This is a genomic window from Micromonospora sp. NPDC051543, from assembly GCF_044454415.1.
Lineage (GTDB): Bacteria > Actinomycetota > Actinomycetes > Mycobacteriales > Micromonosporaceae > Micromonospora.
Genome location: NZ_JBITDT010000003.1, coordinates 19,522 through 37,612 on the forward strand (window position 1 = coordinate 19,522; position 18,091 = coordinate 37,612).

The 18,091-nt window shown below is 73.1% G+C and carries 22 protein-coding genes; 4 read left to right on the forward strand and 18 right to left on the reverse strand.

What is annotated here, in order from left to right; all coding sequences use genetic code 11:
* Positions 1-85 precede the first annotated feature (85 nt).
* The gene (locus ACIA3K_RS05750) at positions 86-391 is read right to left on the reverse strand and encodes a hypothetical protein (RefSeq protein WP_396799393.1); all 306 of its coding nucleotides are present in this window, start codon (positions 389-391) and stop codon (positions 86-88) included.
* Positions 392-548: 157 nt separating this feature from the next.
* Between ACIA3K_RS05750 and ACIA3K_RS05755 the strand changes: the two genes are divergently transcribed.
* Entirely contained in the window at positions 549-1,322 is a 774-nt protein-coding gene (locus ACIA3K_RS05755) for a DUF72 domain-containing protein (RefSeq protein ID WP_396799394.1), read from the forward strand.
* A gap of 7 nt (positions 1,323-1,329) precedes the next feature.
* Here the strand turns inward: ACIA3K_RS05755 and ACIA3K_RS05760 are convergent, their stop codons facing one another.
* The 3 genes from ACIA3K_RS05760 to ACIA3K_RS05770 all read right to left on the reverse strand — a co-directional run bounded on the left by ACIA3K_RS05760 (position 1,330) and on the right by ACIA3K_RS05770 (position 2,281).
* Positions 1,330-1,758, reverse strand: coding sequence for a DUF2267 domain-containing protein (locus ACIA3K_RS05760; RefSeq protein WP_396799395.1), 429 nt, complete (start codon positions 1,756-1,758; stop codon positions 1,330-1,332).
* Complete coding sequence (locus tag ACIA3K_RS05765) at positions 1,751-1,936, reverse strand: hypothetical protein (protein ID WP_396799396.1); 186 nt, start codon at positions 1,934-1,936, stop codon at positions 1,751-1,753. Before ACIA3K_RS05765 ends, ACIA3K_RS05760 begins: the two co-directional genes overlap by 8 nt.
* Positions 1,937-2,074: 138 nt before the next feature.
* Positions 2,075-2,281 (reverse strand): hypothetical protein, encoded by a 207-nt coding sequence (locus ACIA3K_RS05770; RefSeq protein ID WP_396799397.1) that lies wholly within the window; start codon positions 2,279-2,281, stop codon positions 2,075-2,077.
* Between the two features lie 304 nt (positions 2,282-2,585).
* Here ACIA3K_RS05770 and ACIA3K_RS05775 point away from each other — a divergent pair, with 304 nt between their 5' ends.
* Positions 2,586-2,786 carry a helix-turn-helix transcriptional regulator gene (locus ACIA3K_RS05775; RefSeq protein ID WP_396799398.1) on the forward strand — a complete coding sequence of 67 codons (201 nt, stop codon included), beginning with the start codon at positions 2,586-2,588 and terminating at the stop codon, positions 2,784-2,786.
* 91 nt (positions 2,787-2,877) lie between these two features.
* Here ACIA3K_RS05775 and ACIA3K_RS05780 read toward each other — a convergent pair whose 3' ends face one another.
* The 7 genes from ACIA3K_RS05780 to ACIA3K_RS05810 all read right to left on the reverse strand — a co-directional run bounded on the left by ACIA3K_RS05780 (position 2,878) and on the right by ACIA3K_RS05810 (position 7,499).
* On the reverse strand, positions 2,878-3,747 hold the full coding sequence (locus tag ACIA3K_RS05780) for a DUF72 domain-containing protein (protein ID WP_396799399.1): 870 nt from the start codon (positions 3,745-3,747) through the stop codon (positions 2,878-2,880).
* 48 nt (positions 3,748-3,795) lie between these two features.
* A complete protein-coding gene (locus ACIA3K_RS05785) occupies positions 3,796-4,194 on the reverse strand; it encodes a TraR/DksA C4-type zinc finger protein (RefSeq protein ID WP_355052436.1) in 399 nt (132 codons plus the stop codon).
* Between the two features lie 151 nt (positions 4,195-4,345).
* Positions 4,346-4,993, reverse strand: coding sequence for a uridine kinase (locus tag ACIA3K_RS05790; protein ID WP_396799400.1), 648 nt, complete (start codon positions 4,991-4,993; stop codon positions 4,346-4,348).
* Positions 4,994-5,037: 44 nt separating this feature from the next.
* Complete coding sequence (locus tag ACIA3K_RS05795) at positions 5,038-5,643, reverse strand: winged helix-turn-helix domain-containing protein (protein WP_396799401.1); 606 nt, start codon at positions 5,641-5,643, stop codon at positions 5,038-5,040.
* A 258-nt stretch (positions 5,644-5,901) separates the two neighbouring features.
* Positions 5,902-6,468 carry a winged helix-turn-helix domain-containing protein gene (locus tag ACIA3K_RS05800; protein ID WP_396799402.1) on the reverse strand — a complete coding sequence of 189 codons (567 nt, stop codon included), beginning with the start codon at positions 6,466-6,468 and terminating at the stop codon, positions 5,902-5,904.
* A gap of 49 nt (positions 6,469-6,517) precedes the next feature.
* Entirely contained in the window at positions 6,518-7,006 is a 489-nt protein-coding gene (locus ACIA3K_RS05805; RefSeq protein WP_396799403.1) for a rhodanese-like domain-containing protein, read from the reverse strand.
* A 37-nt stretch (positions 7,007-7,043) separates the two neighbouring features.
* Complete coding sequence (locus ACIA3K_RS05810; protein ID WP_396799404.1) at positions 7,044-7,499, reverse strand: cysteine dioxygenase; 456 nt, start codon at positions 7,497-7,499, stop codon at positions 7,044-7,046.
* 137 nt (positions 7,500-7,636) lie between these two features.
* Here ACIA3K_RS05810 and ACIA3K_RS05815 point away from each other — a divergent pair, with 137 nt between their 5' ends.
* Both ACIA3K_RS05815 and ACIA3K_RS05820 read left to right on the forward strand, forming a co-directional pair.
* On the forward strand, positions 7,637-8,029 hold the full coding sequence (locus ACIA3K_RS05815) for an ankyrin repeat domain-containing protein (RefSeq protein WP_355052430.1): 393 nt from the start codon (positions 7,637-7,639) through the stop codon (positions 8,027-8,029).
* Between the two features lie 15 nt (positions 8,030-8,044).
* Positions 8,045-8,995, forward strand: a complete 951-nt coding sequence (locus tag ACIA3K_RS05820) for a DUF3500 domain-containing protein (protein ID WP_396799405.1) — start codon at positions 8,045-8,047, stop codon at positions 8,993-8,995.
* A gap of 173 nt (positions 8,996-9,168) precedes the next feature.
* Here ACIA3K_RS05820 and ACIA3K_RS05825 read toward each other — a convergent pair whose 3' ends face one another.
* From ACIA3K_RS05825 to ACIA3K_RS05855, 7 genes are all read right to left on the reverse strand, one after another.
* Positions 9,169-9,927: a methyltransferase domain-containing protein gene (locus ACIA3K_RS05825; RefSeq protein WP_396799406.1), complete on the reverse strand. Its 759-nt coding sequence runs from the start codon at positions 9,925-9,927 to the stop codon at positions 9,169-9,171.
* A 148-nt stretch (positions 9,928-10,075) separates the two neighbouring features.
* Positions 10,076-10,567 carry a DUF2231 domain-containing protein gene (locus ACIA3K_RS05830; protein ID WP_396799407.1) on the reverse strand — a complete coding sequence of 164 codons (492 nt, stop codon included), beginning with the start codon at positions 10,565-10,567 and terminating at the stop codon, positions 10,076-10,078.
* A 128-nt stretch (positions 10,568-10,695) separates the two neighbouring features.
* Complete coding sequence (locus ACIA3K_RS05835; protein WP_396799408.1) at positions 10,696-11,436, reverse strand: GAF and ANTAR domain-containing protein; 741 nt, start codon at positions 11,434-11,436, stop codon at positions 10,696-10,698.
* Positions 11,437-11,614: 178 nt separating this feature from the next.
* Entirely contained in the window at positions 11,615-13,906 is a 2,292-nt protein-coding gene (secA2, locus tag ACIA3K_RS05840; RefSeq protein ID WP_396799409.1) for an accessory Sec system translocase SecA2, read from the reverse strand.
* A gap of 66 nt (positions 13,907-13,972) precedes the next feature.
* Complete coding sequence (locus ACIA3K_RS05845; RefSeq protein WP_396799410.1) at positions 13,973-15,739, reverse strand: ABC transporter ATP-binding protein; 1,767 nt, start codon at positions 15,737-15,739, stop codon at positions 13,973-13,975.
* 41 nt (positions 15,740-15,780) lie between these two features.
* Positions 15,781-16,869, reverse strand: coding sequence for a zinc-binding dehydrogenase (locus ACIA3K_RS05850; RefSeq protein WP_396799411.1), 1,089 nt, complete (start codon positions 16,867-16,869; stop codon positions 15,781-15,783).
* Complete coding sequence (locus tag ACIA3K_RS05855) at positions 16,862-17,872, reverse strand: Gfo/Idh/MocA family protein (protein WP_396799412.1); 1,011 nt, start codon at positions 17,870-17,872, stop codon at positions 16,862-16,864. The genes ACIA3K_RS05850 and ACIA3K_RS05855 overlap by 8 nt, the downstream gene beginning before the upstream one ends.
* Between the last annotated feature and the right edge of the window lie 219 nt (positions 17,873-18,091).

Sequence of the window (18,091 nt, forward strand, 5' to 3'; positions counted from 1 at the left end):
CGACGGCCGCGCCGTGGGGGGCCAGGGAGGTACCCGCCGGGCGGCCGCGGCCGCCCGGCGGGTCGAGGTACGTCATGACGTGCCGCTACCGGGCGCTGCCGTCAGCGCCACCGTCCTGGTGACCCGGGGTCGCGCCACCATCGGCCGGACCCTCCGCGCCACCATCGGCGCCACCGTCCTGGTGACCCGGGGTCGCGCCACCGTCGGCCGGACCCTCCGCGCCACCATCGGCGCCACCGTCCTGGTGACCCGGGGTCGCGCCACCATCGGCCGGACCCTCCGCGCCACCGTCAGCGCCACCGTCCTGGTGACCCGGGGTCGCGCCACCGTCGGCCGGACCCTCCAGGCCGCTGCCGCCCGTGGTCTGCATGTCATCGTCGTTGAGTGCCATCGGTACTCCCTCGGGTGTGCCGCCCCGCCGTACGCCGGGGTCCGTCGTGCTGCGGGTGGTACCCCACGCGCGATCTTCTCTAACCCACACCGTAGACGTCGAACCGGGACGACACGGTCGGTTCGCGGGCGGCGGCGGAGAGTGCCAGGATGGGGCGGTGATCCTGGTGGGCACGTCGGGCTGGCAGTACCGGGACTGGCGGGGCCGCTACTACCCGCAGGGGATGCCGCAGCGTCTCTGGTTGGAGCACTTCGCGTCGGGCTTCGCCACCGTCGAGGTCAACAACGCGTTCTACCGGCTGCCCGAACGCGAGACGTTCGCGGCGTGGCGGGAACGCACCCCGCCCGACTTCTGCGTGGCGGTCAAGATGAGCCGCTACCTCACCCACATCAAACGTCTGCGGGAGCCGGCCGAGCCGGTGGCGCGGTTCCTCGGCCGGGCCACCGCCCTCGGCGACCGACTCGGCCCGGTGCTGCTGCAACTGCCACCGAACCTGCGGGCGGACGTCGACGCGCTCGACGCGACGCTGCGGCTGTTCCCGCAGGACGTGCGGGTGGCGGTGGAGCCCCGGCACCCGTCGTGGTGGACCGACGCCACCCGGGTGGTCCTGGAACGGCGGCGGGCGGCGCTGGTCTGGGCGGATCGCCTCGGTCGACCGGTGGCCCCGCGTTGGCGGACCACCGACTTCGGCTACCTACGGCTGCACGAGGGGCGGGCCCGGCCGTGGCCGCACTACGGGCGTACGGCGCTCGGCTCGTGGGTCCGCCGGCTCACCGACGCGTTCGACGCGGACGAGCCGGCGTACGTCTATTTCAACAACGACCCCGGCGGGGCGGCGGTCACCGACGCCGTCACGTTCGCGGCGCTGGCCCGCGGGGCCGGCCACCCGGTGTCCCGGGTGCCTTCCCCGCCGGACAGCGCCGCTCGATAGGCCCGTCTCAGGGCAGCATCATGGCGATGTCCTTGGGCATGGTGTCCTTCACGTCCTGCCACTCGCCCTGGGTGACGTGCCGGCGCAGGGTGTCGAGCACCACCTGCGTCACCCGCTCGGCACCGCCCTCGGCGTCGTACGGGAAGCCCTGGCGGACCTCGTAGAGGAAGTCGTCGCGGTTGAGCTTGATCGGCACGTCGGACGGGTTCCAGCCGTCGAAGTAGATCCCCCGGACCAGCACGGGCAACTGCTGGGCGAACTCGACGCTCTCGTTGACCGCCAACCGGTCCCGCAGCAGGTGCAGCACCGTGCGCAGGGCGGCGTACGACTGGTTGCGCCGCTCCTTCGGCCACCCGTAGGCGTTCTCGATGTCCTTGAGGATCAGGTTGGTCTTGTCCAGCGAACTCTCGAACGCGGAGATCATCGAGTCAGGCATCGGTCGACCCCCGTTCCGTGGCCTCCCAGCGTCGCTCGTCGGTACGTCGCGGCGGTCCCACGGGACCGCGCCGGGCGCGTACCGGGCTGCCCTGCGGGGCACGTCGGGCGTTGTCCGCCGTGCCGACCACGTGCAGGACGGCACCGCGCCGTCGATCCGTCACCAGTCGAACCGTCATCCCCGTCACCTCCGTGTCGTCTCCGGCCGTCGGGCGGCCGTCACCACCGTGCCCACCATGCCGGGCGAGCGGGTGAGCCAGCCCCACCCGGATCGGGTGAGACGGACGCGGGGTCGTCGCGGGCCGCAGGCGCAGGGGCTACACCAGGCTGTCAGGTACGCGATCGGGGGCCTTCGGGTAGTGCTCCTCCTCGGGCGCACCCAGCTTGATCAGTAGGTCGCGGATCACCTGCGCGCGGGCATCCGCCCAGCGGCCGACCTCCCGCTCAGTGGGTGACGCCGACGCCGCACCGTGATCGCCCGTCTCGGCGTACGCGTCGAGGGCGCCCAACAGCGCGTCGATCATCGCCCATCGTTCCTCTGCCGTCAGCACGCCTACACCGGCAGACGGGGTGCCAGCCTCCTCACCTGCGGGCATCGCCGGACCTCCCGCCCCAGTTGGGCGGCCGGATGCGCCCGATCTCGGACCGCTTCACTTCCTTCACTGGGTCGCCTCCTCGCGGCGATCGAGGCCCGGGGCGGCGGTGCAACAACGCCCCGGGCCAACTTCGTACGCCCATCGTTTGTCGGCATCCCCGCCTTGTCAAGATGCAGGGTGCAGTTTGGCAGGGCTGCGGTTTGACAGCCTGCGGTGTGGCTAGCCTGCGCCCATGCCACGGCACCTGTACGGACGCGGAGAGATCTCTCGCCGCCTCGGGGTGTCCCGCCAGCGGGCGGCGGAGATCATCGACCGTCCAGACTTTCCAGCCCCGTTCGACGTACTCGGGATGGGCGCGGTGTGGCGGATCGACGATGTGGAGCGCTGGATCGCAGAGCACCGCCCGCACCTGGGGGCACCGGAGGGCGACTAGCCGTCACCCTCCCAGGGCGGGCCGCTGCCGCACCAGAAGCTCTCGGCACTATCTGCGCCCGCACGAACCCGACCCTGGCCGGCTCGCCGCGTTACCCGGCCAGCAGGGCCTGCAACTGCTGGCCGTTCTGTTGCGCGTAGTCGCGGTAACAGTTGTTCATGAGCACGTGGGTCTGGCTGGCGGAGTCGGCCAGCTCGCGCAGCTTGGGCGCCCAGTCCTTGAGCTCCCGCTTGGAGTAGTGGTAGCCGAACTTCTCGTGGATGTCCTTACTGGTCCACTTGTCACTGTGGCCGTGAAAGCGCACCACGGCCAGGTCACCCGTGGCGGCCAGCACCGGGGGCACCGACGAGCGGTGACCCTGCGGCATGTCCACGCAGACGTACGACAGGTCGTGCTCGCGCAGGAACGTCAGCGTCTCGTCGGCGTTGTCGCCGTCGAACCAGGACGCGTGCCGGAACTCGTAGACCGGTAGCAGGGGGGCGCAGCGCTTCGCCACCTCCAGCAGGTACTGCTTGTTGGCCCGCTTGATCGTGAACCAGGGCGGGAACTGGAACAGCAGCGCGCCCAGCTTGCCCGCCTCCACGAGGGGGTCCAGCGCGGACAGGAAGCGCGTCCACACCTCCTCGTACGCCTGCGCGGGCAGGTCGTCGGGGTAGACGTTCTTCTTGTCGGTCTCCGGTCGCAGGTCCTTGTAGAGCGCGTTGACCCGGGTGGGATGGCCGGTCAGCAGGCTGAACGCCTTGATGTTGAACGTGAAGCCGGCGGGCGTGCGGTCGACCCAGAGCCGTGCGGTCGACTCGGCCGGCGGCGAGTAGTAGGTGGCGTCCACCTCGACCAGCGGGAACTGCCGGGCGTAGTACGCGAGGCGTTTCTCGGGGTTGTCCGCCGTCTGGGGATACCAGCCCGAGTCGAGCAGCGTGCGGTCGGTCCAGGACGCGGTGCCCACCAGAATGTCACCCATGGGTGGAGTCCATCGTGTCGCGGACCGACCGGCAACCGCTGCCGTCGCTCAGGCCGCCCGCCTTTCGCGGGTCTGCTTGCAGGTGACACAAGTGGTGGCGGCCGGGAAGATCTCCAGCCGCTCGACCGGGATCGCCGCCTTGCAGCCCTCGCACCAGCCGTACGTGCCCTCGGCGAGGCGGCCCAGGGCGTGCTCGTACTGGGCGCGTCGGTCGAGGATCGTGCGCAGGAGGGACTGGGCGGTGTCCCGCTCGGCCGTCTTGGTGCCGCTGTCGGCCTGGTCGTCGCCGGCGGTGTCGCCGACCTCCACCAGACGCAGCACCTGACTCTGCAGGACAGCCTGGTCGTACTCCGCCGTCAGGTCGTCGTAGCGCGCCTGCAGGGACTGCCGGATCTGGTCGATCTCCGTCTGGGAGCGGCCGGTGTCGACCGTGTCGTGGACGAGCATCGCTGCCTGCCTTTCCTGGCCTAAGGTTCCCGTGAACCGGGTCCGGCGGCGTGGCGCCCCGGGTAGCGGTCGCATGCGGTACGCGGGCGATCACCCACGCTCTGTGAGCCGGGCGAGTACCCGCCGGACCCGGCCCGCAAACGAGCCAATTTCAGCCCTCGTCGGGCGCCTCGACGAGCGCGGGATGGCGGGGGTCGTCGGCGCGTACGACCACGTCGGCGAAGCTGGCGGGAACCACCTCGTCGGCGTAACGGTCGAAGGCCGGCAGGGTCCACCCCCGGCCCGGATCGGTGCGGCGGCGCAGGGCCGCCGTGGACACCTGAAGGTGGACGGTCACGTCGAACGGCAGCGCGCCGCCGAGCAGGAGCGCGCCGCTGACCAGGACCACGCCGCCCGGCGGCAGGTCGAGGTACGCGGCGCGGCTGGCCCGGTCGGCGACCGGGTCCCACAGCGACGGCAGCACCCGCCCGTCGCCGCCGGGGCCGGCCGGGTCGAGCACCTCACGGCGCAGGCCGGCCTCGTCGAGCCAGCCCTCGTAGTAGGCGTCCGGGTTGGTGCGGCCGAGTTCGAAGCGTAGCGACGCGGGCCGGAGGAAGTCGTCGGCGCGTACGTGCAGGACCGGACGGCCCCGCGCGCGCAGCGGGTCGATCAGCGCGGCGGCCAGCTCGTCCGGGCCGGCGGCGGGAGCGCCGTCGACGGCGACGCGCAGCCGGGCGGGCTCGACGGTAGCCGAGGCGTCGGCGAGGCGGCCGGTCAGTTCGGCGACGAGCAGGTCGGGCGAGATGGGACGGATGCGCACCGGTCCATCCTGCCCCGCCTGGGAGCGGCGAGCGGTGGTGGCGGTCAGCCGGTCCGGTCGACGGTGACGAGCGCGTCGTCGGCCAACCGATAGCCCACGCCGTAGACCGTGGTGACCAGGGGCACGTCGACGCCGACCTTGCCGCGCAGCCGGCGTACGTGCACGTCGACGGTGCGAACCCCGGCGTGCTCGTAGCCCCACACGGCGTTGAGCAGTTGCAGCCGGGTGAAGACACGGCGGGGGTGTGCGACGAGGTGCAGCAGCAGGTCGAACTCCAACCGGGTCAGGGGCAGCGGCTCGTCGTCGCGCAGCACCGACCGGGACGACGCCAGGATGTGCAGGGCGGGGATCGTCGGGGTGAGGGCCCGCACGGGTGACCGGTTGGCCGGCACACCGTCGGCGCGGCGCTCGGCCGGAACGGAGCTGGTGACCACGCCTTCGCCCCGTTCGAGCAGCTCACGCGCGGCTTCGAGCAGCCGCTGGGCCGGCGGCGTCAGCGACTCCTCGCAGGTCAGCGGGATGGACAACGTCACGGTGAGCACGGGCGCGGCGGTGTTCGCCGGGCGGCGTTGACCGCCGGGAGGTCGACCGGGCACCGCGGGTTGGGACGTATGCCATCCGGCGCGCGACGAGGCGGGGCTGACCGACATGGTCCTCCTTGGGCTGGTCCGGGTATCTCCCCACGGCCCGGGACGCCGCTTCATCGATGCTTCCCGGCGTCCGGGCGAGGGTCAAGAGGCGGCTGCGTTGCATGAATGTGACAATTGGCGAACGCATCGGAGCCAGACGCTCGCTCTGCGTACGAAGCCAGATGATTACAGCAGAGCCACCCGGATGCCCCGTTACGGGGGTCCCCGTCCTGTTCACCATGCGGATGCCGCCGCGCCCCGGCCGGCCGCCCGGCCCGCTCAGCGGGTGTGGTCCACGCTGATCCGCGCCTCGTCGCCGAGGCGGTAACCCACCCCGTAGACGGTGGTGACCACCTCCGCGCCGTCGAGCTTGGCGCGTAGCCGCCGGACGTGCACGTCCACGGTCCGGGCCACCGCGTGCTCGTAGCCCCAGACGTTCGACAGCAGCTGCAGGCGGGTGAAGACGCGGTGCGGGCGCTCGGCGAGAAAGAGCAGCAGGTCGTACTCGATGCGGGTGAGGGCGACCACCCGGTCGCCGTGCCGGACGGTCCGCGAGCCGGCCAGGATGCGGACATCGGCGGCGTCGGCCACCGCGGACGCCTCGACGACGGTGGGGCGCGCGAGCGGTCGCGGCGTCTGCGGTACGTCGTCGGCGGGACCCAGCCGACCCTCGCCGGCCTCGGCCAGCTCGCCGAGCAGCTGCACCAGCCGGGCCAGCCGGGGGCTCATCGGCCCGGGGGCCAGGTCGAGGGTGATGGTCAGGGTGGGGCCGGTGCGCGGGCGGCCGACGGCCCGTCCCGGGTGACCCGGCGAGTAGGGACGGGTGGGGATCGCGACGACGGACATCGTGCCTCCTGATGGCGGTACGCCCGCCACGCCCGGTGCGGCGTGGGGGTCAGCGGCGCGCCCAACCGGCGGTGACCGGGGGCGCGAGGGGGGTTGCGCGGTGCAGGGGGGTCGGACCGAGCGCCGGCAGGCCGGCGATGCGCCAGGCGGCGAACCCGCCGTCGACGTCGGTGGCCCGGTGCAGGCCGATGTCCTGCAACGCGGCGGCGGCCAGTGACGAGGTGTAACCCTCCTGGCAGAGGATCACCACCGGCACGTCGTAGTCGACGGCTTCGGGCAGCCGGGCCGGACAGCGCGGGTCGAAGCGCCACTCCAGCACGTTGCGCTCGATCGTGAGCGAGCCGGGCACGACGCCGTGCGCGGCGCGCTGGGCCGCCGGCCGGATGTCGACCAGCAGGGCCCCCGCCCGGTACGCCAGGTGCGCCCGCTCCGGGTCCAGCCGGTCGAGCCGGGCACGCGCGGCCGCCAGGATCTCGTCGATGCCGCGGGAGCCCGGCGGTGGTACGGGCGCCGGACAGTGCTCGGCGGTGAGCTGCATTATCGATTCCTTCCGGGAAAGAGAGGGTCGGGGCGGTTCACCAGGATCGGCCGGCCTCGGCGACCTCGGCGGCGCGCAGTCGGCCGTCCAGAAGGTCGTAGCGGGTCATCCGGCGCAGCGCCGGCCGGTAGACGTGCACGCTGACCGCCGGGTCCGCGCCGCGATTGGTGACCTGGTGGACGTGGTGAGCGCCGAAACGACGGCCGGCGCCGGCGGGCAGCACGCGGGGCAGCAGCCGCCCCCGGCTGACCGTCTCCTCGGTGAGGGCGCCGGCCACCACCCGGAACGCTCCGGCGGAGCCGCCGTGATCGTGCAGGTCGGTGCCCTGGCCGGGTAGCCAGCTCAGCGCCCACACCTCGTGGTCGTCGGCGGTGGCGAGCCGGGCGTACCAGCGCTCGCTGGGATCGAAGCGCAGCGTCACCGGCCAGCCGGCCGGGTCGGCCCAGCGGGCGGCGACAGCGAGCAGGTCGGTGGCCGGGCGATCGTGGGTCATCGGTGGTTCCTCGCGGGTCGGTGCGTGGGGTGCCCTCGTACTCTAGACGGCAAAGCCTATAGGTTTAGTAGGTAATTCCACATGCCGAGATGTCCCGCGCGGGTGCGGAGTCCTCCGTCGCGCCCTAGCCTGGACCGGTGACCGACGACCTCGACGCCGAGACCCTGGCGTTCGCACACCGGATGTTCGACCTGGCCCGCGCGGGCGCCGCCGACGAACTGGCCGCCCAGGTCGACGCCGGCCTGCCGGTCAACCTGACCAACGACAAGGGCGACACCCTGCTGATCCTGGCCGCCTACCACTCCCACCCCGACACGGTGGCCGCGTTGCTGGCCCGGGGCGCGGACCACACGCGTACCAACGACCGAGGTCAGAGCGCCCTGGCCGCCGCGGTCTTTCGCAGCAGCGCCGACGCCGTCCGCGCGCTCCTGGCCGCCGGCGCCGATCCGGCGTACGGCAACCCCTCGGCGTTGGAGACCGCGCAGTTCTTCGACCTGCCGGACATGGTGCGGCTGCTGCGGGCCGACTGACGGTATACAGGGGCGGTGGAAGATCCCCTGCCCGAACAGATGCGTGCCGCCGGCAGCGCCCTGCTGACCGCGCTCGCCCCCGCGACCCGCGACGACGCCGTGTACCCCTTCGACGACGAGCCGGCCCGGCGCTGGCTGGAGTACCGGCCGCGCCCGCGCCCCGGCGTCTGCCTCGCCGCGCTGGACATCGCCGGGCGCAAGGCCGCGCACCGGCTACTGGCCACCGCCCTCAGCCCATCGGCGTACGCCCAGGCCATGGCGATCATCGCGCTGGAGGAGGTCCTGGACCGGGCCGAGGGGTGGCGTCGCGGGCGGCACAGCGGCGACTACTGGATCGCCGTGTTCGGAGACCCGGCGCGCGACGACCGCTGGGCGTGGCGGCTCGAAGGGCACCACCTGTCGGTGACCATGACCGTCGTGGACGACCAGGTCTCCCCCGCGCCGGTCTTCTTCGGCGCCAATCCGGCCGCGGTGCGGTACGCCGGGCGGCCCGTCTCCCGACCGCTCGGCGTGGAGGAGGATCTGGGCCGCGCCCTGCTGGACGCCCTGGGCCCCGCCGGGCGGGCCGCCGCGATCATCGCCGACGAGGCCCCGACGGACATCATCAGCGCCACCCGCCCCCGCGTCGACGGGCCACTCGAACCCCTCGGCGTACCGGCCGACCGACTCGGCCCCACCGGCCGGGCGCTGCTCGACCAGATCGTCGCGCTCTACCTGGACCGGCTACCGCCCGAGCTGGCCGTCCGCGAGGCCGCCCGGCTCGCCGGCGGGCCGCTGCACTTCGCCTGGGCCGGTCCGACCAACCCGGGGCAGCGCCACTACTACCGGGTGCAGGGCGACGACCTGCTGATCGAGTACGACAACACCAGCGACGACGGCAACCACGCACACACCGTGCTCCGCCGCCCGGCCAGCGACTTCGGCGCCGACGTCCTGGCCGCCCACCACAACTCCCACCCCCACTAACCCGCCCCCGCCCCGCCCCGCCCTCGCCCTCGCCCTCGCCCTCGCCCTCGCCCTCGCCCTCGCCCGTCGATCTTGCGGTTTCTGTGGCGACTAAAGGTATATATGGGGCAAAACGCCAACAGTAAGTGCAAGATCGGCGCGGGGTCGGCGGGAGGGCGGGGTCGGGGGCGGGGTTAGGGGTGGGTTGCTTCGATCAGGAAGCGTTGGGCGTGGGCTACGAAGGGGCCCTGCTCGGTGATGCGGCGGTGTAGGGCGAGTAGCGGCGCGCGGTGGCGGTCCACACTGAAGCCCGGCACGGTCCAGACGACCTTGCGCAGGAACCAGACCACCGCGCCGATGTCGTGGAACGTCGCGCGCAGCGTGGCCCGGCGCAGGTCGACCACGCGCAGGCCCGCCGACTCGGCGGAAGCGACCGCCTCCTCGGGGTGCCGGCCGTCCGGGGGTGGCAGCGGGCCGAGGATCGCCTCGCTCAGCTCCCGCATGGTGCCCGGCCCGATCTGCTGCGACAGGTACGTCCCCCCGGGGCGCAGCACCCGGGCCGTGTCCGCCCAGTCGGTGCGCACCGGGTGCCGGCTCACCACCAGGTCGAAGGAGCCGTTCCGGAACGGCAGCGCCGAGTCCGGCGCGACGGCCACCACCGTCGCGTCGAGCGGGCGCAGGTTCCGTCGTGCCACCAGGACGTTCGGCGGCCACGCCTCGGTGGCGACGAGCACCTTCGGCGGGCGCGGCACCTCCGCCAGCACCTCGCCCCCGCCGGTGTCCACGTCCAGCGCGGCGGCGGCGCGACCCATCCGGTCGGCGACGAGGCGGGCGTACCCCCAGGGTGGACGCTCCTCGGTGGCCCGGCCGGACAGCCAGTCGAAACCCCAGCCGTCGACGGGCGCGGCGGCGGCCTCCGCGATCAGGTCCTCGGCGGTACGCGCATCAGTCACGGCGATCAGCCTCGCCGGCACGCCACCCGAGCGGCAATCCAATTACCCGGCGCTTGATCGACTCGCGTTCCTGGAAGCCGTTCTGTCACCGAGTCGCCGACGCCCCGTCTTTCCGGAAACCGAGTCGATCATGCAAAGACCGAGTCGGTCACGGGCGGGGGCGGACGACCTCGACCGTGCCACCGGCGAGGGTGTCCAGGCTGCCGGTCTCGACGCGACCCCCGTCGAACTGGCGCATGAGCCGCGCGCCCAGGTACACGCCAACCCCGCCGGCCGTCAGCGCCACCAGTTCGGTGAACAGGATCGCGGCCGTCGCGCCACGATCGGGCGAGTGGGCGCGGACCAGGCTGGTGATCAGGAACAGCCCCGCCATGGCGGCGTTCACGAGGTTGAAGGCGATGGCGGTACGGCGGGTGCCGTCGACCGGCACGTCCCACAGGTCGACCATGCCCGCGACGGCCGTCATGGCGGCGGCGAAGAGGGCGGCGACGCCGGTCCAGTAGCCGACCTCACCGAGGAAGACCGGCCCGCCGGCGACGTCGGTGAGGTCGAAGACCGTGGCGCTGACGAAGAGCCCGAGCGGGAACGTCACCAACATCGGTTGGATGGGGTGCCCCTGCACCCGCAGCCGGCTCTGCATCGGTCCTCCCCAGGGTCAGGCGCAGTCCACCAGTACCAGAGTGCTACCCGAGCGCCCGAGAGGTGAAACGACGCCGCCCGACTCGCCGCCGACCGGGAGAACGGGCATCCACCCGCACCGGTCGACGGTCAGCTCTCGCGAGGGCGGGAGACCGTCCGTACGAGGCGTTCGGCGACCTCGCGCAGCGGTATGTCCAGCGACGAGGCGGCGGTACGCAGCACGTCCAGGGCCTCGGCGGCCGGGCACCCCCGCTGCGTCATGATCACCCCGATCGCCTGGCCGACGACACCCTCGTGCAGGAGCGCGGCGTCCCGCTCCCCGGCGAGCGCCTGCTGGCGGCCCCGGTCCCGCACGGCGGCCAGCAGCAGACCGGCGTGTTCGGCGAGCAGCATCGCGGTGAGTTGGTGCTGCGGGGTGAGCACGTCGGGCGCGGCGGCGTAGAGGTTGATCGCCCCGATCACCTGGTCGTCGATGTCCACCGGCGCGGAGATCACCCCTCGGACGCCGAGGTCACGGGCGCGCGGCGTCCAGGTCGGCCACCGCGGCTCGCCGGCCAGGTCGACCGCGAGGATCATCTCGCGGCGCGCGATCGCGCTCATCGCCGGTGTGTCGGGCCCGTGGCGCAGGTCGTCGAGGCCGGCCATCCGGTCGTCGGAGGCGGCCAGGCTGGCCGGCTCGCCGGCACGCAGTGCGGTGAACCCACACCAGCGCACCCCGGCCACCGCGTCCCGGGTGACCCGGACCAACGCCAGCAGCGCCTCATCGAAATCGGTCAGGCCGATCAGGCCGGCGGTCAGCTCCCGCAACAGCGCGGCTGTCTCCAGCACGCCGAGTCGTTCGACCACCGGTTCCCGCGTGTCCAGGTTCACCGTCGCACTGCCCTCGTACGCCCTCGCACCCATCCCGCCGACGTCGTCACGTGTGCCATCGTCTGCTCTCTTCCGCCTTGACCGACCCGCCCTACTACCCTCGCAACCGGGATCGAAACGGCGCAAGGAGGGGTCTCCGCCCTACCCGGAGGTACGGCAGAGACCCCTACGAGCCAGGTCAGCGCGACGCGCTGCTGAGTCGCCGCCCGATCGAGGCGATCAGCCGGTCGAGCTCGGAGCCGAACGGGTTGTCGTGCACCAGGTACGTCCAGGTGGCGGTCGGCCGGACCAGGGTGCCGTCCTCGGGCTCCCAGTCCTCATCGAATTCGGTCTCGTTGAACGTGGCGATGGTGCGCGCCTCGATCTCCGGGACGAGGTTGTTGAACGCCGGCACCGCCGCCCGGTGGAACTCGTCCAGCGGGTCGAGCCGCCCCAGGGCACGCAGGTGTACGCCCTCACGGACCTCGGACAGCTCGGCGAGGTGCTCGGCCCAGAGGCGGTCCAGGTGGAAGAGCGCGATCGACCGGGCCGCCCGGGCGAGCAGGTCCTCGTCCATCTCGCCGGCCTTCTCGGGCTCCTTGTCCAGCAGCATGAGGGCGGCCACGTCGCTGGTCAGCAGGCGCTCGCGGCGGGCGGCCAGGGCGATGCGCTGCTGCTCGATGACCACGCTGTAGCGCCAGGTGTTGCGGTGGATCTCGTGGTTGACGCCCTCGGCGACCCGCTGGGCGTGCTCGACCGCGTAGTCGACCTGCTCGTCGGTGACCAGGCCGTCCGCGTTCATCCGCGGCGACGGGGGCACCGCGTCGGCGGCGTGCCGGACGACCAGGTCGTCCTCCAGGCTGACGAAGAAGACCGAGCCGCCCGGGTCGCCCTGCCGGCCGGCGCGGCCCCGCAGCTGGTCGTCGACGCGGCGGCTGTCGTGCCGGCCGCTGCCGATCACGTAGAGGCCGCCGAGCTCGGCCACCCGATCCCGGTCGGCCTGGTCGCTGCCGCCGAGGCGGATGTCGACGCCCCGGCCGGCCATCTGGGTGGAGACCGTCACCGCGCCGTACGCGCCGGCCTCGGCGATGATCGCCGCTTCCTCGTCGTCGTTCTTGGCGTTCAGCACCACGCAGGACACGCCGGCCGCGTTGAGCCCGGCGGCCAGCGCCTCGGACTCCTTGACGTCCAGCGTGCCGACGAGCACCGGCCGCCCGGCGTCGTGGCAGCGGCGGATCTCGTCGATCAGCGCCTCGTCCTTCTCGGCGCGGGTGGCGTAGATCCGGTCCGGCTCGTCCTCGCGGACGCACGGGGTGTTCGGCGGGATCACCGCGACCTCGAGGTTGAAGAACTCCCGCAACTGGTCGCCGACCAGCACCGCGGTGGCGGTCATGCCGCACACCTTCGGGTAGAGCGCGATGAACGCCTGCACGGCGATGGTGCCGAGCACCTCGCCCTCGGCGGTGGCGTCCAGCCCCTCCTTGGCCTCGACCGCCGCCTGGAGCCCGTCGGGCCAGCGGCGGCGCTGGGCCACCCGGCCGCGCATCTCGTCGATCAGCTCGACCGAGCCGTCCCGGACGATGTAGTCCACGTCGCGGTGCAGCAGGGTCTGGGCGTGCAGCGCCACGTGGACGGCGGAGAGCTGCTCGACGTGCTCCTCGTCGTACAGGTCGATGCCGAGCTTGGCCTCGACGGCGGCCAGGCCGGCGGAGGTGAACGCCACGCTGCGCCCGTCCTCGGCGATCGTGTAGTGCCGGCCCTTGCGCAGGCCGCGCACCAGCGCGGCGGCGGCGTGCACCGGATCCTGCTCGCCCGGCACCGCGCCGGCGAGCACCATCGGCACCCGGGCCTCGTCGATCATGATCGAGTCGGCCTCGTCGATGATCGCCGTGGTCAGCACCGGCTGCACGCGGTCTTCGACGTCGGTGACGAGCTGGTCGCGCAGGTAGTCGAAGCCCGCCTCGCTGACCGAGATGTAGGTGACGTCGCAGGAGTACGCGTCGCGCCGCTCCTGGGGCGTGGACGCCTCGTTGACCCAGCCGACGGTCAGGCCGAGCAGCGTGTAGACGGGCTCCATCCACTGGGCGTCCCGGCGGGCCAGGTAGTCGTTGACGGTGAGCACGTGCACCGGACCGTTGCCCAGCCGGACGTGCCCGTACGCGGCGATGGTGGCGGTCAGCGTCTTGCCCTCACCGGTGGCCATCTCGGCGACCTTGCCGGAGAGCAGCGCCATCGCACCGAGTAGCTGCACGTCGTACGGCCGCTGGTCGAGGCCCCGGCGGGCGGCCTCGCGGCCGACCGCGCAGATCTCCTCGTAGCCGGTGGCGGCGCCGGCGGCCTCGGTCAACTCGGCGTCGTCAAGCGCGGCGAGGTCGTCCTCGCGCGCCGCGATCGCCGGCAGCAGCTTCTCCAGCGGAGCAAGATCCACGGTTGATCCCGGGCGCTGGAGGAAACGCCGGAACTTGCTCTTGAACCGTTGCGACACACCCATGAGCGGCAACGGTACGCGATTCTCGACCGACGCGGGCGGCCCGGCCGCCCGGCAAGTTGGTCCCCCTCAGGCGACCAGCAGTTGGTGGGTGGCCAACTCCCGGTAGAGCGGGTCGGTGGCGGTCAGTTCGGCATGGGTGCCCACGGCCACCACCCGGCCGCCGTCGAGGACGACGATCTGGTCGGCGTCCACCACGGTCGCGAGTCGGTGCGCCACGATCAGCAGCGTACGGCGCACGGCCACCGCGTCGATGGCGCGGCGCAGCGCGGCCTCGTTGCGCGCGTCGAGGTTGCTGGTCGGCTCGTCGAGCAGCAGCACCGGCGGGCCGGCCAGCAGGGCGCGTCCGATGGCCAGCCGCTGCCGCTCACCCCCGGAGAGCAGCACCCCGCCCTCCCCCACCTGCACGTCGAGACCCTGCGGAGTCCGCTGGGCCAGGTGGGCGAGGTTGACCTCGTCCAGGACCTCGCGCAACCGGTCGTCCGTCGCGTCGGGGGCGGTGATCAGCAGGTTCTCGCGCAGCGTGCCGGCGAGCACGGGCGCCTCCTGCTCCACGTAGCCGAGCCGGGCCCGCAGCGCGTCGCGGGGCAGCTCCCGCACGTCCACGCCGTCGACCCGGACCGCGCCGGCGCTGACCTCGTAGAAGCGCTCGACCAGGGCCAGCAGCGTCGACTTGCCGGCGCCCGACGGGCCGACCAGGGCGGTACGGGTGCCGGCCGGCACCGCGAAGCTGACCTCGTGCAGCACCGACGCGCCGCCCGGGTAGCCGAATCCGACCCGGTCGAACTCGATCATCGGTGCGGGCCGGCGCGGGGTCGTCGTCGCGGGCCCGGCCGTCGGTCGGTCCGCCGCACCCTCCGCCGGCACGTCCAGGATTTCCTCGATGCGCTGCAGGGCGCCCAGACCGGACTGCAACTGGGTGTACGCGCGCAGCACCTGGCCCAGCGGCAACGCCAGGAGGAAGAGGTACATGACGAAGGCGACCAGATCGCCGACGGAGATCGCCCCGTCGGCGACCCGCGCCCCGCCGATGCCGAGCACGAGCAGGAACGCCCCCTGCACGGTGACCGAGCCGATCGGGCCGATCAGCGCCTGCACCCGGGCCACCCGCAACCCCGCCCCGTACGCCTCGCGGGCGCTCACGGCGACGGTGTCCGCCTCCCGCGCCTCGGCCCGGCTGGCCCGGATGGTCCGGGCCGCCGAGATCGCCCGCTCCACCGCCGAGGTCATCTCGCCGACCCGCTCCTGGGCGGCGCGGGCCAACGCCCGGACCCGCCGGGCGAAGGTCGCCGCGAAGCCCAGCCCGAGGCCCACCCCGAGCAGGGTGACGCCGAACAGCAGCGGGTCGAGCAGCACCATCGCCGTGCCCGCCCCGACCACCATCACCGCTCCGGTGACCACCTCGAACAGGCCGGAGGTGACCACCGCCCGCAGCAGCGTGGTGTCCGAGCCCACCCGGGAGAGCAGGTCGCCGGTACGCCGCTGGTCGTACTCGGCGATGGGGAGCCGCAGCAGGTGGGCCGCCAGCCGTCGCCGGGTGCCCAGCACCAGTCCTTCGGCGGTGCGTTGCAGCAGGTAGTCGCGCAGGCCGCCGATCGCCGCGCCGAGCACCACGAGCCCCACCAGCACCGCCACCAGCCACCAGACCGCGTGCTCGCGGCCGATCCGGTCGAGGACCGACCGGGTGAGCAGCGGTTGGGCCAGTGACGCCGCCGAACCGGCCAGCGACAGCACGCCCACCACGACGAGGGTGCCCCGATGCTCGCGCAGGTACGGCAGCAGGGCGCGGAGACCGATCGGTCGGCTGTCGCCCGGCGTGTCCGTCGAGGTGCTCATGGGGCGAACGGTAGCCGGCCCCCTCACCCCGCGACGGCTCCTCAGCCGGCCAGGACCACCTGTAGCTCCTGACGGCGGCGCTCGGCCAGGTCGGTGAGCAGGGTGGGCGCCTCGTCGAACGGAACCACCGCCGAGACCAGGTGCTTGCGGATGACGTCGCCGTACGTCCGCAGCAGGTCGACGGTCTCGGCGGAGAGCCGCTCCCGGTCCCAGGTGGGCGCGAGCCCGCGCGGCACCCGTCCGATCTGCGCGCAGCGCAGCGCCAGGCCGTTGTGGTGGAACTCCTCGCCGAGTCGGACCGCGTCCGCGCCGCCCTGGTAGAAGGCCAGGTCGATCACGGTGCCCTGCGGTCGCAGGAGCCGCAGCGCGAGGTGCAACGCCCACGCCCGACCCCGGCACTGGAACACCACGTCGGCGCCCCGGTCGCCGGCGACGTGCGCCCACCGGGTCTTCAGCACCACGGCGGGGTCGTCGGCCTCCGGGTCGAGCGATTCCAGGCCGAGCGCGTCGGCGACCCGACGACGCTGCGGGGTCGGGTCGAGCACCACCACCGACGCGGCGCCGTGCCGGCGGGCCAGCAGGGCGGTCAGCAGGCCCACCACTCCGGCGCCGACCACCGCGACCCGCCGGCCGCGTACCCCGTCGCCGAGCGCGCGGACGTCCGCGCCGTGCAGGTCGGCGGCGGCGTGCAGCAGACCGTTCGCGCAGATCGGGCCCATGTGCGCGACGTAGACGCCGAGCAGCGGGTCCAGATCGTCCGGCAGCGGCACGAACCGTTCGGCGACCGGGTCGGCCAGCCAGCCCGTGCGGTGCCCGTACGTCATCGCGCCGACCGTGCCCACCGCCACCGCCGGGGTCGCGCTCTCCACCACCCGGCCCACCTGCATGTAACCCAGCCGGTTCACCGGGTACGGGGTGCTGGCCGCGCCGGTTTGGAAGAGCCCGAGGTCGGCGTTCCAGGTGACGTTCAGGTAGGGGTTCGTGCCCTTGACGTAGCTCAGCTCGGTGCCGGCGGAGACGCCGCTGAACAGCGTCTCGACGCGGAACGTGCCGGGCCGCAGCGGCGCGGCCTCCTGCTCGACGATCTCCACCCGACCGGGGGCGGTGACCGCGACGACCCGGTCACGCATCGACGGTCACCCCGGCGCTCAGGGCGTTTGAGTCGGCGGGCGTGGTGAGTCGGATCGTCCGGCCACCGCGGGCCGAGTCGGCCACCGCGAGGGCGAGCCGCTGGGTCTGCAACGCCTCGGCGTACGGGACCCGCACGTCGTCGCCGACACCGCGGACGGCGTCGACGAAGGCGCGGTCGACCGCCACCCGGGCGGCCTCCGGATCGGCCGGGACGTGCCGTTCGCCGTCGGCGTCACGGATCAACAGGCCGTCCTCGCCCAGCGACAGGGCCAGCCCGTCGGCGAGGATCTCCAGGCCGGCGCGGTGCTTCCAGCCGAGCACGCAGGCGGCGCTGAGCGTGCCGACCGCGCCGCTGTCGAAGCGCAGCGTGGCGGTGGTCACCGAGTCGATGTCGGCGCCGTCGACGGGCGGTGGCGTGCCGTCGCCGTACGCGGTGACCTCGGTCACCTCGCCGGCCAGCACCCGGATCAGGTCCAGCACGTGGGCGGCCTGCTCGACGACCGGGCCGCCGGACCGGTCGCGCCGCGACCACCAGGCCACCGGCGGCACCTTGTCCAGCCAGGCCCCGCTGACCATCCGCACCGGACGGTCGGCGAGCAGCTCACGGGCCGTGTCGAGCACGCTCAGGTAACGCCAGTGGTGCCCGACGGCGGTACGCAGTCCGCGCCGGGCGACGAGGTCGGCGATGCGTTCGGCGGTGCCCAGGTCGACGGCGACGGGCTTCTCCACGAACATCGGCACCCCGGCGTCGATCACCGCCTCCTCGGCGGGGCCGTGCGCGAAGGGCGGCACGCAGACGTACACCGCGTCGGGGCCGGCGGCCAGCAGCTCGGCCACGTCGGTGAAGGTCCGCGCGTCGTGCCGCGCGGCCAGCGCGGCCGCCGCCTCCGGAACCACGTCGGTCACCCCGACGATCTCGACGTCGTCGAATCCGGACAGCACTCGCGCATGACGCTGCGCCACTCCCCCGGCACCGACCAGGCCCACCCGACAGCTGACCATTCGACAACCTCTTCCGAGAACGTTTCGGCTCCGTCGGGAGCAGTCCCCTGGCATGCGCGCAATCAAACGTTCATCCCCCGGGAACGCGCCGATGCCACGTCGTGATCAAGCTGTTGCCCTGGGAACGGTTAGCGCGAGGCGGCAAGTGGGAACTAGAGCCCTGCTTGTTCCACGCACGAAAGAGGGGGTGCCCGTGCGGGATACGACCGTGTCACCGGT

What these genes read in the sequence shown, in the direction of transcription:
- ACIA3K_RS05750 (WP_396799393.1), bottom strand. Translation starts at nt 391, where the DNA reads ATGGCACTCAACGACGATGACATGCAGACCACGGGCGGCAGCGGCCTG.
- ACIA3K_RS05760 (WP_396799395.1), bottom strand. Translation starts at nt 1,758, where the DNA reads ATGCCTGACTCGATGATCTCCGCGTTCGAGAGTTCGCTGGACAAGACC.
- ACIA3K_RS05765 (WP_396799396.1), bottom strand. Translation starts at nt 1,936, where the DNA reads ATGACGGTTCGACTGGTGACGGATCGACGGCGCGGTGCCGTCCTGCAC.
- ACIA3K_RS05770 (WP_396799397.1), bottom strand. Translation starts at nt 2,281, where the DNA reads ATGATCGACGCGCTGTTGGGCGCCCTCGACGCGTACGCCGAGACGGGC.
- ACIA3K_RS05775 (WP_396799398.1), top strand. Translation starts at nt 2,586, where the DNA reads ATGCCACGGCACCTGTACGGACGCGGAGAGATCTCTCGCCGCCTCGGG.
- ACIA3K_RS05780 (WP_396799399.1), bottom strand. Translation starts at nt 3,747, where the DNA reads ATGGGTGACATTCTGGTGGGCACCGCGTCCTGGACCGACCGCACGCTG.
- ACIA3K_RS05785 (WP_355052436.1), bottom strand. Translation starts at nt 4,194, where the DNA reads ATGCTCGTCCACGACACGGTCGACACCGGCCGCTCCCAGACGGAGATC.
- ACIA3K_RS05795 (WP_396799401.1), bottom strand. Translation starts at nt 5,643, where the DNA reads ATGTCGGTCAGCCCCGCCTCGTCGCGCGCCGGATGGCATACGTCCCAA.
- ACIA3K_RS05800 (WP_396799402.1), bottom strand. Translation starts at nt 6,468, where the DNA reads ATGTCCGTCGTCGCGATCCCCACCCGTCCCTACTCGCCGGGTCACCCG.
- ACIA3K_RS05805 (WP_396799403.1), bottom strand. Translation starts at nt 7,006, where the DNA reads ATGCAGCTCACCGCCGAGCACTGTCCGGCGCCCGTACCACCGCCGGGC.
- ACIA3K_RS05810 (WP_396799404.1), bottom strand. Translation starts at nt 7,499, where the DNA reads ATGACCCACGATCGCCCGGCCACCGACCTGCTCGCTGTCGCCGCCCGC.
- ACIA3K_RS05830 (WP_396799407.1), bottom strand. Translation starts at nt 10,567, where the DNA reads ATGCAGAGCCGGCTGCGGGTGCAGGGGCACCCCATCCAACCGATGTTG.
- secA2 (WP_396799409.1), bottom strand. Translation starts at nt 13,906, where the DNA reads ATGGGTGTGTCGCAACGGTTCAAGAGCAAGTTCCGGCGTTTCCTCCAG.
- ACIA3K_RS05845 (WP_396799410.1), bottom strand. Translation starts at nt 15,739, where the DNA reads ATGAGCACCTCGACGGACACGCCGGGCGACAGCCGACCGATCGGTCTC.
- ACIA3K_RS05850 (WP_396799411.1), bottom strand. Translation starts at nt 16,869, where the DNA reads ATGCGTGACCGGGTCGTCGCGGTCACCGCCCCCGGTCGGGTGGAGATC.
- ACIA3K_RS05855 (WP_396799412.1), bottom strand. Translation starts at nt 17,872, where the DNA reads ATGGTCAGCTGTCGGGTGGGCCTGGTCGGTGCCGGGGGAGTGGCGCAG.